Annotated in this window: 13 protein-coding genes and 2 pseudogenes; 10 read left to right on the plus strand and 5 right to left on the minus strand. The window is 46.8% G+C overall.

The features are described 5' to 3' along the window. Positions 1-52: 52 nt before the first annotated feature. From ACO0K1_RS08000 to ACO0K1_RS08030, 7 genes and pseudogenes are all read left to right on the plus strand, one after another. Positions 53-2,296 (plus strand): chemotaxis protein CheW, encoded by a 2,244-nt coding sequence (locus ACO0K1_RS08000; RefSeq protein WP_423024486.1) that lies wholly within the window; start codon positions 53-55, stop codon positions 2,294-2,296. A gap of 1,414 nt (positions 2,297-3,710) precedes the next feature. Continuing rightward, positions 3,711-4,091: pseudogene (locus tag ACO0K1_RS08005) on the plus strand (PAS domain-containing protein); the annotation flags it as partial. A gap of 351 nt (positions 4,092-4,442) precedes the next feature. Further along, positions 4,443-5,414: pseudogene (locus tag ACO0K1_RS08010) on the plus strand (methyl-accepting chemotaxis protein); the annotation flags it as partial. Positions 5,415-5,423: 9 nt separating this feature from the next. Then, complete coding sequence (locus ACO0K1_RS08015; protein ID WP_423024488.1) at positions 5,424-6,026, plus strand: chemotaxis protein CheW; 603 nt, start codon at positions 5,424-5,426, stop codon at positions 6,024-6,026. Continuing rightward, positions 6,016-6,849 carry a CheR family methyltransferase gene (locus ACO0K1_RS08020; protein ID WP_423024490.1) on the plus strand — a complete coding sequence of 278 codons (834 nt, stop codon included), beginning with the start codon at positions 6,016-6,018 and terminating at the stop codon, positions 6,847-6,849. Before ACO0K1_RS08015 ends, ACO0K1_RS08020 begins: the two co-directional genes overlap by 11 nt. Positions 6,850-7,038: 189 nt before the next feature. Beyond that, on the plus strand, positions 7,039-7,533 hold the full coding sequence (locus tag ACO0K1_RS08025) for a chemotaxis protein CheD (protein ID WP_423024492.1): 495 nt from the start codon (positions 7,039-7,041) through the stop codon (positions 7,531-7,533). A 17-nt stretch (positions 7,534-7,550) separates the two neighbouring features. Then, complete coding sequence (locus ACO0K1_RS08030; protein WP_423024622.1) at positions 7,551-8,624, plus strand: protein-glutamate methylesterase/protein-glutamine glutaminase; 1,074 nt, start codon at positions 7,551-7,553, stop codon at positions 8,622-8,624. A 183-nt stretch (positions 8,625-8,807) separates the two neighbouring features. Here ACO0K1_RS08030 and ACO0K1_RS08035 read toward each other — a convergent pair whose 3' ends face one another. Together ACO0K1_RS08035 and ACO0K1_RS08040 are read right to left on the minus strand one after the other, a co-directional pair. Continuing rightward, positions 8,808-9,944 carry an alpha-hydroxy acid oxidase gene (locus ACO0K1_RS08035; RefSeq protein ID WP_423024494.1) on the minus strand — a complete coding sequence of 379 codons (1,137 nt, stop codon included), beginning with the start codon at positions 9,942-9,944 and terminating at the stop codon, positions 8,808-8,810. Between the two features lie 139 nt (positions 9,945-10,083). Next, entirely contained in the window at positions 10,084-10,992 is a 909-nt protein-coding gene (locus tag ACO0K1_RS08040) for a LysR family transcriptional regulator (protein WP_423024496.1), read from the minus strand. A gap of 149 nt (positions 10,993-11,141) precedes the next feature. Between ACO0K1_RS08040 and ACO0K1_RS08045 the strand changes: the two genes are divergently transcribed. The 3 genes from ACO0K1_RS08045 (at position 11,142) to fahA (ending at position 15,224) form a co-directional block, all read left to right on the plus strand. After that, positions 11,142-12,482 (plus strand): MFS transporter, encoded by a 1,341-nt coding sequence (locus ACO0K1_RS08045; protein WP_423024498.1) that lies wholly within the window; start codon positions 11,142-11,144, stop codon positions 12,480-12,482. Positions 12,483-12,572: 90 nt separating this feature from the next. Further along, positions 12,573-13,892: a homogentisate 1,2-dioxygenase gene (hmgA, locus tag ACO0K1_RS08050; RefSeq protein ID WP_423024500.1), complete on the plus strand. Its 1,320-nt coding sequence runs from the start codon at positions 12,573-12,575 to the stop codon at positions 13,890-13,892. After that, entirely contained in the window at positions 13,893-15,224 is a 1,332-nt protein-coding gene (gene fahA / locus ACO0K1_RS08055; protein ID WP_423024502.1) for a fumarylacetoacetase, read from the plus strand. Positions 15,225-15,379: 155 nt separating this feature from the next. Here fahA and ACO0K1_RS08060 read toward each other — a convergent pair whose 3' ends face one another. The 3 genes from ACO0K1_RS08060 to ACO0K1_RS08070 form a co-directional block, all read right to left on the minus strand. Continuing rightward, a complete protein-coding gene (locus tag ACO0K1_RS08060) occupies positions 15,380-15,610 on the minus strand; it encodes a hypothetical protein (protein WP_423024504.1) in 231 nt (76 codons plus the stop codon). Between the two features lie 244 nt (positions 15,611-15,854). After that, positions 15,855-16,109, minus strand: a complete 255-nt coding sequence (locus ACO0K1_RS08065; RefSeq protein WP_423024506.1) for a hypothetical protein — start codon at positions 16,107-16,109, stop codon at positions 15,855-15,857. A gap of 103 nt (positions 16,110-16,212) precedes the next feature. Next, positions 16,213-17,514 carry a cytochrome-c peroxidase gene (locus ACO0K1_RS08070; RefSeq protein ID WP_423024508.1) on the minus strand — a complete coding sequence of 434 codons (1,302 nt, stop codon included), beginning with the start codon at positions 17,512-17,514 and terminating at the stop codon, positions 16,213-16,215. Between the last annotated feature and the right edge of the window lie 10 nt (positions 17,515-17,524).

The raw sequence follows: 17,524 nt of genomic DNA on the forward strand, positions 1-17,524 counted from the left end.
TTATGAGTAATTGAAGCACAGCATTCCATAGCAATTGAAAGCGGAGGATTGAATGAGTTTCGATATAGAAATGAAAGCCGCGATGGAGACGTTTATCGTCGAGAGTCGCGACTTACTGCAGGATATGGAAGATTTATTGCTAGGCCTTGAGCATAGCAACGACACTGCAGATGCCATTAATGCTATTTTTCGTGCGGCTCATACCATCAAAGGTTCATCTGGACTTTTTGGCTTAGATCATATCGTCAGCTTTACCCATGTACTTGAAAGTCTCCTTGATAAAGTACGTGATGGCGAGATTCCAATTTCCGCCAAATTGGTTGCGGCACTTTTGCCCTGCCGCGATCATCTGAGCTTGTTGATAGACCGCATTGCTGTCGGCGACCTGAGCGCCAGCCCTGAGCTGACAGCCGCTGGTGCTGAGTTACACATTCAACTGGGATACTTTCTTGACCACAAGCAAGGCTCCGAAACTGGCTCTGCCATTCAACATGCGTCCGACGAACCCACACACACAAGTAGAACAGAGGGATGCAAAGTCGATGCCGGAAATTGGTATTTGTCACTGCGTTTTGGCCCGAATTGCTTACGCAATGGTATGGACCCCCTCTCTTTTATCGGCTACCTCAATACCTTAGGGGATGTGGTTCATATCGTTACCATCAGTAATGAGTTGCCTGAAGCCGATGTAATGGATGCCGAAACTTGCTACTTAGGCTTTGAAGTCGTATTAAGGAGCAATGCAACAAAAGAGGCTATCGAGAGCGTCTTTGAGTTTGTCAACGAAGATAGCGTGATACGTATCGTTCCACCGAACAGCAAAATCGATGAGTATATAGAAATCATCAATTCACTCCCGGATGATATTGAGCTCCTCGGCGAAATATTGATAAAAAGTGGTGTACTGACAAAGAACGAATTAGAAAGCTGCTTGAGCTTACAGCGCCAACGACGGCAAAATTCTACGTCTGAAGAAAGTGCAACACTGGTGCCAATTGGTGAAATATTGGTTAAGCAAGAAATGCTGCAAAAACCCGTATTGAACGCCGCGCTCAATAAACAACAACAAGTAAAAGACTCAAAAGCACGGGAACGTCAAAGTATTCGTGTCGATGCAGAACGTCTTGATAAACTAATTGATCTCGTCGGCGAGCTAGTGATTGCGGGCGCTGGCGCCAATTTACGCGCGAATAAAATTGCAGATATGGCCTTACTGGAGTCCACCAGTGAAGTCATGCGGTTAGTAGAAGAAGTCCGTGACAGCGCATTACAACTCAGAATGGTACCGATAGGAACCACGTTTAGTCGTTTTCAGCGTGTGGTCAGAGATGTCAGCATGGAATTGGGCAAAGACATTATTCTCGAAATTTCTGGTGGCGATACCGAAGTGGATAAATCCGTCGTTGAAAAAATTGGCGACCCTTTAATGCACCTGGTTCGCAACTCGATGGATCATGGCATTGAGTCATCGACCGTACGCCTCGCCCGTGGTAAGCCTGCCCAGGGTATCTTGCGCTTAAATGCGTATCATGAATCTGGCAGCATCATTATTGAAGTCAGCGATGATGGTGGTGGATTAAACAAGGACAAAATTCTCGCTAAGGCGATCGAACGTGGTTTGATTACACCCAATGCCGTACTCAGTGATAAAGATATCTATGCGCTCATTTTTGAGCCCGGATTTTCGACGGCAGATCAGGTTTCTAATTTGTCCGGACGTGGTGTTGGTATGGATGTGGTCAAGCGCAACGTCACCTCGTTACGCGGCAGTATCGATATTGATAGCGAAATTGGGGTAGGTGCAACAATCAAGATACGCTTACCGCTGACTCTGGCGATCATCGACGGTTTTTTGGTCGGCGTGGGTACATCTTCGTTTGTCGTACCACTGGATCATGTAATTGAATGCGTAGAATTACCAAAAGAAAGTGATGATCTCGACTACATGGATCTGCGTGGGCAGGTATTACCATTTATTCGCTTGCGAAATTTTTTTGAAATTGAAGGTGAATTGCCACGTCGCCAAAATGTGGTGGTAGTTGGTTATGGTGATAATAAAACAGGGCTGGTCGTTGATCGCTTAATGGGTGAGTTTCAAACAGTAATCAAACCATTGGGACGATTATTCAATCATGTAAAAGGTATTGGTGGTTCCACTATTTTGGGTAGCGGAGAAGTAGCACTGATACTCAGTATTCCCGCAATGACACAGTTATATTCTGCACAAGAACAAAAGAAGCTTCTGAACTCATCAATGCCATTACCAGGCCCAAAAAAGCAAACACAGGAATTGTAATAAAAATCTGCAATTCACAGTATATGTCGTAATTTGAAGAAAGGAAATGCAAATGAAATCGCTCTTAGAATCCTTAAAAATGTGGCAAAAATTTGCGCTGGTTGGCTTATTTGTGATTGCTTTATTTGGATTGCCGTTTGTGCTGTATTTGCATGCCGTCAATCAAGAAATTCATGACTCCGATTTTGAAAAAATGGGCGCTCATGCTTTGGTACCATCCGCTAAATTACTGCAATTGGTCCAACGCCATAGTTTGCAAAATCAAGGGGTGATTACAGGTGACAAGAATATCCGATCCTCTCGTGATGCTACTTCACAAGAAATTTCAAACGAATTGGATGGCATGCTCACGATGAGCAAGCAAAATCAAGAACTTGGACTTGAAGACAAACTTAGCCAATTGAAACAAGCATGGACGGCACTTCTGAATGAACAGGATAGCTTTAATAATGAACAAAATCGTGCCAGACACTCCGAGTTAGTCAATAAACTTTTTGGCATCATTGACACCGCTGCGGATAACGGAAATTTACTATTGAGTCCTGATGCCGGCACCTTTTATCTGGCAACAATGGCAAGCGATAGCGTTGTGAAATTGACCGAGAAATTCCGTACTTCCAGAGCGCTTGGTTACGATACCCTCACCAATAAAAACCTCACTGATCTAGATCGTGGCAAACTTGCCGCTAACAACGCTGTCATTGCTGACCATATCGCCAGAAATGACAAAAATTATTCAAAATTAATTGCGGCTAGTTCCGTCTATAAAGATACGCTAAGTTCCAAAATATCCGAACAAAATACACGATCCAGAGAAGCCCTTAACTTAATCACCGACAAACTGCTGGAAGCCAGTAAATTTGAAATGGAGCCGCAGGCCTACACGCAAAAATTGACCAACGTTATTGACTCAACGCATGAGTTGGAACAACTAGTGACCAAAGAGTTGGTTAAAAGAACCGATGAGCGTAATAAAGAACTCAAATCACAACGCATGCAAACCGTAGGCGCTTGCATGCTCATGTTGCTCGTAGTCGTTAGCCTTTCCTGGGTCATGATCAAAACAATCATTCGCCAAATCGGTCAGGAACCTACCGATGTCGTAGAGTATGCCAATCGGGTCGCATCAGGAGATTTTTCAGCATCATTAGAATTACGTGATAACGATATTTCCAGTATTGCAGCTAACTTGTCAGCGATGGTGGGCAATATCCGCGCGCGTATCGAAGAGAGTGAACAAATCGCACAAGAAACCCTGCGGATAAAAATCGCGCTGGACAATGTTGCCACCAATGTGATGATTTCGGACGTCAATAGAAATATCATCTACATGAATAAGTCGATTGTCAGCATGTTGACTGAGGCTGAATCCGATGTCAAAAAAGCGTTGCCGAATTTTTCTGTTGCCAATTTAATGGGTTCAAATATCGATCAATTCCATAAAAATCCGGCGCATCAAAAACAATTGCTCTCAACGTTCACTTCTAACCACCATGCACAGATCAATGTTGGTGGACGCACCTTCACATTATCTGCCAATCCCGTCATTAATGACGCTGGCGAGCGCTTAGGTAGTGTGGTTGAGTGGGCGGATATTACGGCACAGTTAGCAGCTCAACAAGCTGCAGAAAAACTTGCGGCAGAAAATTTACGTATTAAAATCGCGCTCGATAATTGTGCGACCAATGTCATGATTGCCGATCCTGATCGTAATATTATTTATGCCAATAAATCCATCATCGAGATGCTAGAGGCCGCAGAATCGGATATTCGTAAAGTGTTACCAAATTTCAATGTTTCAAAATTGATGGGATCGAATATCGATCAATTCCATAAAAACCCGGCACACCAAAAAGCGATGTTGGCGAACTTTACGAGCAACCATAAAGCCCAGATCGTCGTCGGCGTGCGTACCTTTGCCCTTTCAGCCAATCCAGTCATGAGTGACAAGGGTGAGCGTCTCGGTAGCGTGGTTGAGTGGGTGGACAGAACCGCCGAAGTGGCCATCGAGAAAGAAGTTGGCAATATCGTTGAACAAGCGGTTGCAGGCAACTTTACGACCCGTATTATTGAAGATGGCAAAACTGGCTTCTTTGGCAAGCTAAGTTCCGATATCAATCGCTTGATGTCGACGAGTGACGAAGGCCTCAGCGAGGTGTTACGCGTATTAGCAGCAATTGCTAAGGGTGATTTAACACAAACGATTGATCGTGATTATGAAGGCACGTTTGGTGCCTTGAAAGCAGCAAGCAATGAAACTGTAGAACGCTTGTCGCAAATTGTGACAGACGTGATTAATGCGACCGATGCCTTATCCAATGCATCGGAACAAGTTAGTGCAACTTCTCAGGCATTATCACAGGCAGCTAGTGAACAAGCGGCTAGCGTCGAAGAAACCAGTGCCAGCATCGAACAAATGGCCGCCGGTATCAACCAGAACGCAGAGAATGCCAAAGTAACTGACGGTATTGCCGGGAAAGCTGCTAAAGAAGCAAGTGAAGGTGGTGTTGCGGTGAAACATACCGTGTCGGCAATGAAGGAAATTGCTTCAAAAATTGGCATCATCGATGATATTGCCTACCAAACCAATATGTTGGCATTGAATGCGGCGATTGAAGCGGCGCGCGCCGGTGAACATGGCAAAGGCTTTGCGGTCGTTGCCGCTGAGGTACGCAAATTAGCAGAACGGAGTCAAGTCGCTGCCAGAGAAATCGGTGATCTTGCCGGTGGCAGCGTGAAGACAGCAGAACGCGCCGGTGAATTGATTGATGAAATCGTACCAGGCATTGGACGTACCTCCGATCTGGTTCAAGAAATTGCAGCCGCATCGCAGGAACAATCGGCTGGCGTTTCGCAAATCAACACTGCGATGAACCAAATGAATCAGATTACACAGCAAAATGCTTCATCTAGTGAAGAATTGGCAGCAACCTCGGAAGAGATGACCAGCCAGGCTGAGCAACTTAAAGAGCTCGTTGCCTTCTTCAAGATTTCACAAGAAAGCCATCAAGCACATACGGCAGAAGTCAGGTCGAACAGACCATCGTCGAATTTGAGTAAGCGCGGACGCATGGTCTCATCAAGCGGTATTGATGAAGCCAAATTTGAACGTTTCTAGGAGTGTGACATGGGCGCGATTATCGATGCCAAAAAGCATGTTGCGTCCGTTCATGGCGCAGACGCTAAAAATACCGTAAGAAGTTCTCAATATTTGACGTTTGTATTGGGTGGCGAAGTCTATGCTTTGGAAATTCTCCATATCAAAGAAATCATTCAATATGGAGAATTGACTGAAGTGCCAATGATGCCGAGCTTTATTCGTGGCGTGATCAATTTACGCGGCAAAGTGGTTCCAGTGGTCGATATGACCGCGAGATTTGGACGCGGCATCACCAACGTTGCGCGTCGCACCAGTATCGTCATTATTGAATTAGTACAAGACGAGGATAGTGAAGTCGAGGCACAAAGCATCGGCGTGATGGTCGATGCAGTGAATGAAGTCATCGACATTGCGGATGCCGACGTTGAACCACCGCCAGCGTTCGGCGGAAAAATACGTGCAGACTTTATTAGCGGCATGGCAAAACGCAATGGTCGCTTTATTATTGTTCTCAATTTAGCGCAAGTATTGTCGGTGGAAGAAATGGTCGCTCTTGGTAGTTCTATGCTCGATGGCGGGGAACCTGCCACAAGCACTAATACTGAGTCGGAGTCGGAGTATGAAGGCTAATACTTTGGGTCCGGGGACGATACAGCCGCTCAAAAAAATCGAGTTTGAATGGATATCTCAGTTTTTATATGAGCGCACCGGGATCGCGCTCAACGATGGCAAGCAAGCGATGGTCATGGGGCGACTCGATAAGCGTTTGCGTAAGCGTGGTTTGCTTAACTATACGGATTATTTTGCATTGCTCGGCAAACCTGGTTTCGAGGATGAAACTACGGTTGCTATTGATTTATTGACAACTAATGAGACGTATTTTTTTCGCGAGCCTAAGCATTTCGACTTTTTAAAAGCGGTGGTTTTTGAACAATACGCAAGGCAACGTGGCCTTCGCGTGTGGAGTGCGGCGAGTTCCAGCGGTGAAGAAGCGTATACGATTGCCATGTGCCTGGCCGAGTATTTCCGCGGCGATGGCTGGGAAATCTTAGGGACAGATATTTCAACGAAGGTCTTAGAGAAAGCAGCTCGCGCTTTATACCCGATGTCTGCGGCAGAAAAGATACCGCTCCCTTTATTAAAAAAATACTGCTTGAAGGGGCGTGATGAATTTGAAGATTTTTTTCTGATCGATCCCGTCATCAGATCAAAAGTAAAATTCCAGTCCCTCAACTTAATCGAGCCATTACCAGACATTGGTTTGTTGGACGTAATATTTTTACGCAATGTCATGATTTATTTTGATCTGGAAACAAAACAAAAATTAGTACAAAGAATGGTCGAGAAATTGCGTCCTGGCGGCTACTTTTTTATTAGTCACTCCGAGACGTTAAATGGCTTAAATACGAGCCTGAAAATGGTGAGTCCCTCCATCTACCAACGGCCAATGTAAGTTTTTCTTGTCATAACAGAATGGCACATAGGGACATCTTATGCGCCAGAGCTGTAATGATCTGCTTTGTTAATGGATGCAAATTTTCACCGGCAATGGAGCCTAATTTAATGGTATTTTTCAAAATAGGCTTTGTTTTTCGTCGATCTCTGCACCACCAAAGTTTTCAAGTAAAGTGATTTTTTTGGTATGGAAGCTCCTTCTTTTTATATTGATATTTTTTTGCAACCCGGAGATTTCTATTTCGGCGACAGTGATACCCGTATCCGTACTATACTAGGTTCCTGTGTGGCAATAACTTTGTGGCACCCGATTTTACGGATAGGTGGGATGTGTCATTACATGCTGCCCAAAAATAGCCGAAGAGCGCCACATGCGCATCTGGACGGTCGGTATGCGGAAGATGCCGTGCAGTTATTTTTGAAAGAAATAAAAAAATCACGTACCCATCCGGCCGATTATGAAGTCAAGATGTTTGGTGGCGGAAATCAATTTCCTTCGCAAAATGTCGGTGAGCTTACGGTGTCTGATAAAAATATCGAGTTGGGTCGACACTTACTCTCGGAGCATGGTTTTTCAGTGCGGCGTGAACACATGGGTGGCGTGGGACATAGGAATGTGATATTTGATTTATGGTCAGGTGACGTGTGGGTCAAACACGTTGAGAAAGTGATGGTACCGTGAGCGGAAAAATAAAAGTAATGTTGGTGGATGACTCGGCCGTGGTGCGTCAGGTTCTGACTGCCGTGCTCGGTCGTGATCCCGACATTGAAGTCATCGCTGCTGCACCTGATCCCATATTTGCGATGGATAAAATGAACCAGCGCTGGCCTGATGTTGTTGTATTAGACGTCGAAATGCCTAGAATGGACGGCATCACATTTCTCAAAAAATTGATGTCTGTACGACCTACTCCAGTCATCATTTGCTCAACGCTGACAGAAAAAGGCGCAGCAACGTCCATGCAAGCGTTAGCTGCCGGTGCAGTATCTATCGTCACAAAGCCTAAAGCGGGATTAAAGGGCTTTCTGGAGCAAGATTCCGGCGATATTGTGCAAGCCGTAAAAGCGGCCGCCATGGTCGATATGCGGCGTATCAAAGCAATGACCATGAACACCCTCAATCCAACTGCCAAGCTCACGATCAGTGAGGCAATTCCTGCATTTGAAGCTAGAACTGGCGCAGCCATGTCAGTCACCACCGATAAGCTTATAGCAATTGGAACCTCAACCGGCGGTACGCAAGCATTGGAGGTCGTCCTTAAGGACTTGAGCCGGACGACCCCAGGTATTGTCGTTGTGCAGCACATGCCTGAAAAATTTACGGCGGCTTTTGCCGAACGTCTGAATAGGATTTGTTCTATTGAGGTGTTAGAAGCAAAAAATGGGGATCGCTTGATCAATGGCAGAGCATTGATTGCACCGGGTGGACGCCACATGCTCGTCAAACGTAGCGGAGCGCAATATCACGTCGAAATTCTGGATGCGCCACCGGTCAATCGTCATCGACCGTCCGTCGATGTATTATTTCGATCGGTTGCCAAATGCGCAGGAGCAAATGCTTTGGGCGTCATCATGACCGGTATGGGCGATGATGGTGCCATCGGCATGCAGGAAATGCATGATGCCGGTGCTGAAACACTCGCACAAGACGAAAAAAGTTGTGTGGTCTATGGGATGCCAAAAGAGGCAGTCAAGTTGGGCGCCGTTGATACCATTTTGCCGCTGAAAGATATCGCCGCAACGATTGAGGCTTACGGGCGGAAAAATATCTGAACATCTGTTCCTGCTCGCCATCAAAACAACAAGGCTTTGAACCCTGCCCCCCCGCAAGCGGGAGAAGGGCAAGGGTGACGGTGCTTAATGAGCTGGACTCTATAACACGTGCTGTTATGGCAATGACACGCATCAGGCGGGTTTGCATCGGTTCGATAAGCCTTTACCAGAAGACGCGCATTTTTATTTGCGGATAATGGTACTCAGCCCGACGTCACGAATATCTTTAGTGCCAGTCAACGCCATACTGACGTCAAGTTCTTTATGTAAAATTTCCAACATCTTGGTCACGCCCTCTTCGCCCATGGCACCCAGTCCATACAAAAAGGCACGCCCAACCATGCTACCTTTGGCACCAAGCGCCGTCGCTTTCAAAATATCCTGACCAGTCCGGATACCGCCGTCAAACCAGACTTCGGTCTGATGACCAACAGCGTCCACAATGGCAGGCAAGGCTTCGATCGATGACATGGCGCCATCCAATTGGCGACCACCATGATTGCTGACCACGATCGCATCAGCGCCAGCTGCTACCGCCAATTTTGCATCTTCGACGTCTAAAATTCCTTTGAGGATCAGCTTACCGCCCCATTCTTTTTTGATCCACGCAACGTCTTCCCAGTTTAAGGTCGGATCGAACTGGCTGGCTGTCCATTGGCTCAAAGTTAAAATGCCATCGCCGCCTTTGACATGCCCAACCAGGTTACCAAAAGTTTTGCGACCAGTCAGCGCACGCAACGCCCATGCAGGTTTGGTGGCAAGATCAATCATATTCGCGAGGGTCAGTTTCGGTGGTACTGACATACCATTTTTCAAATCCTTGTGGCGCTGCCCCAGGATTTGCAAGTCCAGAGTCAACACCAGTGCTGAACATTTGACCGCTTTAGCACGCTGTATCATTTCCTTCACAAAACCGCGATCACGCATGACGTATAACTGGAACCAGAAAGGCTTTTTGGTGACGCTATCAATGTCCTCAATCGAACAAATACTCATGGTCGATAAGGTAAATGGCACTCCAAATTTCTCTGCCGCAATCGCGCCGAGCATTTCACCGTTCGCCCATTGCATTCCTGTCAATCCCGTTGGTGCGATCGCCACTGGCATCGTCACCTCCTGGCCGATCATTGTAGTCTTGGTAGAACGGTTTTCTACATTGATGGCAACCCGTTGACGCAATTTAATTGCCGCCAGATCATTGGTATTCGCTTTATAGGTGCTTTCGGTGTAGGAACCACTGTCGGCGTAGTCGTAAAACGCTTTGGGTACGCGTTTCTTAGCGAGTAAGCGCAAATCTTCTACACAAGTAATGACTGGCATGCTGGGTCTCCTGACGGTATTTGAATAGTCAAAAGTGTAGGTGATATTCGAACAGTGATGGGGGAAAACGTTTCAGTGATCGAATGAACTTTTTTCAGCTGACTCTAGGGGCGCAATATTGACAGTGTAAAGCTTGCATTTATGCTTCTAGAAATAGTTCTGAAATGAAATTTCTTAACCACAAATTACCGGCATCCTGATGATAGCGACGATGCCAGAATACATTGGTTTGCAAAACTGGCAAACGCAATGGCGATTTGACATAGTGGAGTCCAAACGGTACGGCGGCTCTTTCGGCTAATTTTTTTGGTACCGTGACCAGCAAATCAGATGTACTGACAATGTAGGGGACGGCGACAAAATGCGGTACCTTAAAATGCGCAGAGGTCAAAATACCGGCTTTTTCGAGGCTTTGATTAATCTTGATATACGGTTGTTCCTGAGAAGCGACGATCAGATGCTGCGCCGCCAGAAAATGGTTCAACTCCAGGCTGGCTCCTGCAAGCGGATGATGGCGACGGAACATACATACATAGTTTTGAGTAAACAGCCGCCGTTGATACCACGCGTCAGACAAGTGATCAAAAGCACCAATCGCCAGATCGACACGACCTGATTCCATGTCGGTTTTAAGATCAATGCTACTCGCGCGAACAGTCGTCAAGTGAAGGTGTGGCGCACAGACATGCAGTTTTGCTGCGAGTAAGGGCATGAAATACACTTCACCGACATCAGTCATCGCAATCGTAAATTGACGTTGGCTAGTGACGGCGTCGAAGTCTTCTTGTGGATTTAACGCCGCCGTAATGTGCCTGAGGGCGAGTGTCACTGAATCGGCAAGTTGCTCAGCCCGTGGGGTTGGTTGCATACCGTTAGCGGTGCGTACAAATAGTTCGTCACCAACGGTTCGCCGCAAACGCGCTAAGGCATTGCTGACGGCGGGTTGCGACAGACCAAGTTGGCGCGCAACGGCGGAAATCTGTCTCTCCTGAAAAACTTGCTGAAACACAATCAACAAATTCAGGTCGATATCTTTGGCTTCTAGCATTATTGATATTGTGAATGATCTGTATTTTTGTATTTATATCGTAAAAATGCGCCGCTTGCACTACATTCGAGGGCTGAGCTGCAATAGGACGCAAACTTCAATAGAAAGTGAGCGCAGCGACAAGCCAATAATAATTTCAGGAGGAAGACATGCAGCCCCAAGGTAATGATATTACGGCAACAAAAACGGTGAGTGTTGAGCAACTAATAGAACAAAGTCGCTTAGATCGTTTCCAAATTGGCCTGCTTTTGCTGTGTGGTTTATGCCTGATCATTGACGGTTTCGATGTACAGGCAATGAGTTACGTCGCACCGGCGATTATTGCCGATTGGCATGTTAATAAGGCCAGTCTTGGTCCCGTTTTTGGGGCTGGTTTATTTGGGATGTTGTTGGGTTCATTGGCACTCACGCCCGTCGGTGACAAATTTGGTCGACGTCCTGTGTTGATTTTATCCACCCTATTCTTTGCGATCTGCATGTTAGCGACGACCCAAGTTCAAAGTATTGATCACTTGATCATCTTCCGCTTTATTACTGGGCTGGGCTTAGGTAGCATCATGCCCAATGCAATGGCACTGGTCGGTGAATTCAGTCCCGACAGTGCACGAATCACTCGCATGATGCTGGTGTCTTGCGGTTTTACCGTCGGTGCTGCAGCCGGTGGCTTTATCAGTGCCGCATTAATTCCAGAATTTGGCTGGCGCGCCGTATTTTTGGTTGGTGGTGTCTTGCCTGCTCTACTGGGGATTGCAATGGTGTTCTGGTTGCCGGAATCGATCCAATTTCTGGTGTTAAATAAACGCCCTCATGATCAGATTTCACGTTGGTTGAGCAAGATCGCCAACGGACTCAAAATTAATGAAGAAACAACGGTCTTGGTCAAAGAAAAACTAGCCCAGGGGTTGCCAGTTACCGCCCTCTTTCATGAAGGTCGCGCTGGTGTCACGATCTTGTTGTGGTTAATTAGTTTTATGAATCTGATCAATTTATATTTCTTGTCTAACTGGTTACCAACCTTAGTCAAAGACGCAGGTTATAGCACTGGCACGGCCGTTTTAATCGGCACCTCGCTGCAAGTTGGCGGCATCGTTGGCACGTTGAGTTTAGGTTGGTTGATTAAGCGATTTGGCTTTACTAAAGTGTTGGGAAGTTGCTTTTTGCTGGCTTGCGTCTGTATCGCCAGCATTGGTTATGCCGCAACAACGCCGATTTTATTGTTTGTCAGCGTCATCATTGCCGGGTTTTGCATTGTCGGTGGTCAGCCTGCTGTCAATACGTTGGCAGGTACCTTTTACCCGACGTCACTGCGCTCGACTGGTATCGGCTGGGCGCTGGGAATTGGACGTATAGGATCCGTGCTGGGACCAGTTGTTGGCGGACAATTAATTGCCATGCAATGGGCGAATACGTCACTGTTTGTCGCGGCAGCAGTGCCTGCCTTGATTTCTGCAGTGACGGTGTTACGTCTCCATCAAATCAACAAGCATTGAAAGCATTAAAAGCATTAAAAGCATTAAAAAAAGTAAATACACTAAAAACAGTCAATGATTTAAAAGCGTTTTATAGATTGAGGAAGAACGATGATGACGAATTTAACGACAGCTGGCAAGTTAGCCTATCAATCCGGGTTTGCGAATGAATACGCTACCGAAGCTTTACCTGGTGCGTTGCCGCAAAACCAGAATTCACCACAAAAGTGTGCATATGGTTTGTATGCGGAACAAATTTCTGGCACCGCATTTACTGCACCACGTCACGCCAATCGTCGTTCGTGGACATATCGCATTCGCCCTGCAGCAATGCATCAGCCGTTTAAGCAAATCGACAACGGTCGCATGACCAACGATTTTTCTCAAGCGCCATCTACACCGAATCAATTACGCTGGGATCCACAACCCATGCCGAACACGCCGACCGATTTTATCGATGGCTGGTTGACGATGGCGGGCAATGGTTCGGCCGATGCACAAACAGGATGTGCAATTCATTTGTATGCGGCAAATAAAGATATGGTCGGTCGGTTCTACTATAACGCTGACGCAGAGTTACTGATCATTCCGCAACAAGGTCGTTTGCACTTACGTACCGAGATGGGTTTAGTCGATATCGAACCACAAGAAATCGCCGTGATACCACGTGGTGTTCGCTTTCAGGTGCAATTGCCGGACGGCGAAGCAAGTGGTTACATCTGCGAAAACTTTGGTTGTATGCTGAAATTACCAGATCTGGGGGTGATTGGCTCCAATGGCTTAGCGAATCCACGTGATTTCCAGACGCCAGTTGCCTGGTACGAAGACAAAGAAGGTAACTTTGAACTGGTTGCCAAATTCAGCGGCCATTTATGGTCGGCAAAAATCGGTCATTCACCTTTAGATGTCGTGGCATGGCATGGGAATTTTGCGCCCTATAAATATGATTTGCGCCATTTTAATACGATAGGTTCCATCAGCTATGATCATCCGGACCCATCGATTTTCCTGGTCTTGCAGGCACCTAGCGATACGCCGGGCGTCGATACGATTGATTTTGTGATTTTCCCACCACGCTGGTTAGCGGCTGAAAATACCTTCCGCCCACCTTGGTTCCATCGCAATATTGCATCTGAATTCATGGGATTGATTCATGGTCAATATGATGCTAAATCAACTGGTTTCCGTCCGGGCGGTGCGAGTTTGCACAACTGCATGAGCGGACATGGTCCCGACGCCCCAACGTTTGAGAAAGCCAGCAATGCTGATACCAGCACACCGCATAAAGTCGATGATACGATGGCGTTTATGATAGAAACGCGTAATATCATCAAACCTACCCGCGCAGCCATGGAATCGCCGCAATTGCAGGCTGATTATTACCAATGCTGGCAGGGTATTAAAAAGTATTTCAATCCGGAGCAAAAATAAATGACGGTTCAACTCAACGAAACCCACGACATCAACCTGCGTAGCTGGGTTGCCTCAGCTAACAATGCAGAAACAGATTTTCCTATTCAAAATTTGCCATACGGCATGTTTCGTCGCCAGGGCAGCAATCAAACTTTTCGCATTGGTGTGGCGATCGGCGATCAAATTTTGGATCTGGCTGCTGCGCACGCGGTGCATGCATTTGCAGGTTATACCGAATTGCAGGGCGGGCATTTCACTGCTGCCGTCAATGCACAGAATTTGAACGGCATGATGGGATTGGGAGCGCCAGTGTGGTCGGCTTTGCGTCTGGCATTATCTCGCGTATTACGCGAAGGATCATCGCAACAAGGAACATTACAAGCCTGCCTTTTAGCACAAGCTGCAGCTGAGTTTGCATTGCCAGCACAAATTGGTGATTACACGGATTTCTATACGTCTGTCCATCATGCGACCGCCGTCGGTAAGTTATTTCGTCCGGATAATCCATTGCTGCCAAATTACAAATGGATCCCGATCGGCTATCACGGTCGCGCTTCGTCCATCGGCGTCTCAGGTCAACAGTTCCGCCGTCCGATCGCACAAACCAAACCGCCGACGTCTGACACACCCGTATTTGGTCCAGCAAAACGCATGGATTATGAGCTGGAAGTCGGCATTTTCATCGGTCCAGGCAATGCTCTGGGTGATGTGATTAATATGGAACGCGCTGAATCCCATGTTTTTGGTTTGTGCCTGTTGAATGATTGGTCTGCACGTGATGTGCAAGCGTGGGAATACCAACCCTTGGGACCTTTCCTGGCGAAAAATTTCGCATCCACTATTTCACCATGGGTTGTAACACTGGAAGCACTCGCGCCTTACCGCCTTGGTTGGACCCGTGACCCTGCTGATCCACAGCCATTGGTCTATCTGGATTCACAGGATTTACGCGTTGATGCGGCGTTTGATATTGAGCTGGAAGTCCTGTTGGAAACTGAAAAAATGCGTACCGATGGTACACCACCGCAACGTTTATCGTTGTCAAATTTCCGCCATTCTTATTGGACAGTGTCGCAGTTGGTGACGCACCATACTGTCAACGGCTGCAATCTGAATCCTGGTGATTTGTTGGGCTCTGGCACGCAGTCGGGGCCAGCGCCAGAAGAAGCAGGTTCTTTATTAGAACTGACCGAAGGTGGAAAAAAATCTATCGCTTTGAGCAACGGTGAACAACGTGTTTTCATGGAAGATGGTGACGCTATCATCATGCGCGGTTGGGCACAAAAAGAAGGTGTTGCCCGGGTTGGTTTTGGTGAAGTGGTTGGTACTTTATTACCAGTACGTAGCTAAATTGCGCCGGTTGAAAGCAACATCGTCTTAGTGTCAAGATGGCTTCGACGGTTCGAGGCTATCCTACATAGATCATGCCTATCGGTCGCTTTTGTAGATACTGTTATCCAAGGCTTTACCAATGACCTCTTTGTTGAGTCATTTTTACGTCGTTTTTACGTCGTTTTTGCGTCGTGTTTAATATGTAAAAAGATCGCTCTTTGTAGAACCAGGCCGGGTGTGGCCCGGCGGCCACTTACTTTTCTTTGCTTCGCCAAAGTAAAGTAAGCAAAAGAAAGGCGACGCTGAGACTTTGCCCTGCGGGTGCCGTCACTGCGTGTCGGCACAATTTGTGCGTCACGTAAAACGGGAAAGTGTCGAAACTCGCTGCGCTCAGACAACGACACTTTCTGATCCGTTTTCCGTGAGGCACAAATTGCTTTGTCTAAAGCGGGTAAGGGCTACATCAACGTCCACTTCGACGTCAACGTCAACGTCGACGTCAACGTCGACATCGACATCGACATCTATCTCCACCTTTAGCGCTTAGGGTGCAAGTTGAGCCTTAAGCCTTCGTTTCTTTTTGATTTTTAGTGTTGTACTTCGGGCTACCAAGCCGGGAGTGGCCCGGCGGCCACTTACTTTTCTTTGCTACGCCAAAGTAAAGTAAGCAAAAAAAAGGCGACGCTGAGACTGTGCCCTGCGGGTGCCGTCACTGCGTGTCGGCACAATTTGCGCTTCACGAAAAACGGGAAAGTGTCGAAACTCGCTGCGCTCAGACAACGACACTTTCTGATCCGTTTTCCGTGAGGCACAAATTGCTTTGTCTAAAGCGGGTAAGGTCTGCATCAACGTCCACTTCAACATCAACATCAACATCAACTTCAACTTCAACTTCAACTTCAACTTCAACTTCAACACTAAGTGTAAAGGCGCAACTCGCCAACATGACACATGGTAATGATCACGCGGGTTTTAGCGATTTTTACTGTCCTGGTTCAACGATCATTTACTGCACTGATTTTTTTGCTGCTGACTCTGGTCCGACCTTGCGATAACCATCATCAAGGGTCTTAAGAAAGGCTAACAAGTCTTGCATTTCTGCTTCCGTCATTGCCTGCGCGGTGATTTTTTTGGGATTAAACGGCACGTTAAAATGATCGACATTGTTGCGATATTTTTTTGGTAAGTCGTTGTACAACTCGATTTTCCCATGCACTTTTGGAAACCATTTTTCTGGTTTGCTATCACGTTCAGCATAGAAATGAATGACATCATCCAGGCTCTTGAAGACGCCGTTGTGCAAAAATACCTGACGCGTCGCGACATTGCGTAAAGTAGGCGTCTTAAACATCCCGCAATATTCTGTTTCTTTGCTCAGGTCTTTTCGTACCGGCCCACACAGTCCTAAATCAAAATAGGCAGGATCTTTGTTGGCAGGAATCTCTGCATTGCGGGGGGCGCCAATTGCTTCGAATCCAAAATCAGTAAATTGTGCAGGGCGTCCAGAACCACCCACCCGGTCACTATGGCACTTGGCGCAATTGCCTTTATTTGGGTTATGAAACACAATAAAGCCGCGCGCTTCTGATTCTGTAAATTGTGCCTCACCAGAAACAACAGCATCAAATTTACTCGTGTATGGATGAAAACTATAGTCCTCCGTTTCAAAGGCTTCTAAAGCCTTACCGGCCTGTTCCAGCGCAATATCTGGCGTCTTGAATGCATCGGTTCCAAAGATTTTGATAAATTCTGGCGCAAGCGTGCTGCGTTGTAATTTTTCGGTAAAACCGGCAGCGGTCAGATTTGCCATTTCATTCGCAGCCGGCAGCGGCACAGCAGCCTGCTTGCTCATCGAATCTAACGCGCCGTCATGCGTAAAACCTCCGGCCGGACCTTCATCTTCCAATCCTTCACTCGCTGGCAAATAAAAATGTCGGGTAAATTTTGGCGTAAATTCCAGATACCGCAGTGAGGGAACTGCTCTCGTACCAGCTTGACGCATGTCCTTCCCACCCAACTGAACTGCCAAATTGTTGGCGGGCGCATAGGCATGATCGGGATGATGACAAGTGGCGCAAGACATTGTTCCTGATGCTGACAAGGTCGCATCAAAAAATAACTTCTTGCCCAACTGCGCTTGCGGACTTAATGGCGTATCGGCTTTTGGATACTCGACATAAATTTTATTGGCCGAAGCCGGATTCTTTGGCGCATTAATCGCTGGTGTAATGGGTGCTTCAACATGCTTTTGACATGCACTCAATAACAATAAGAGCGAAACTACAATGACATGACTTCGTGTAAACATGCAAACGAAC

Origin of the sequence: Undibacterium sp. SXout20W (assembly GCF_049340285.1) — a bacterium.
Classification (GTDB): Bacteria; Pseudomonadota; Gammaproteobacteria; order Burkholderiales; family Burkholderiaceae_D; genus Undibacterium.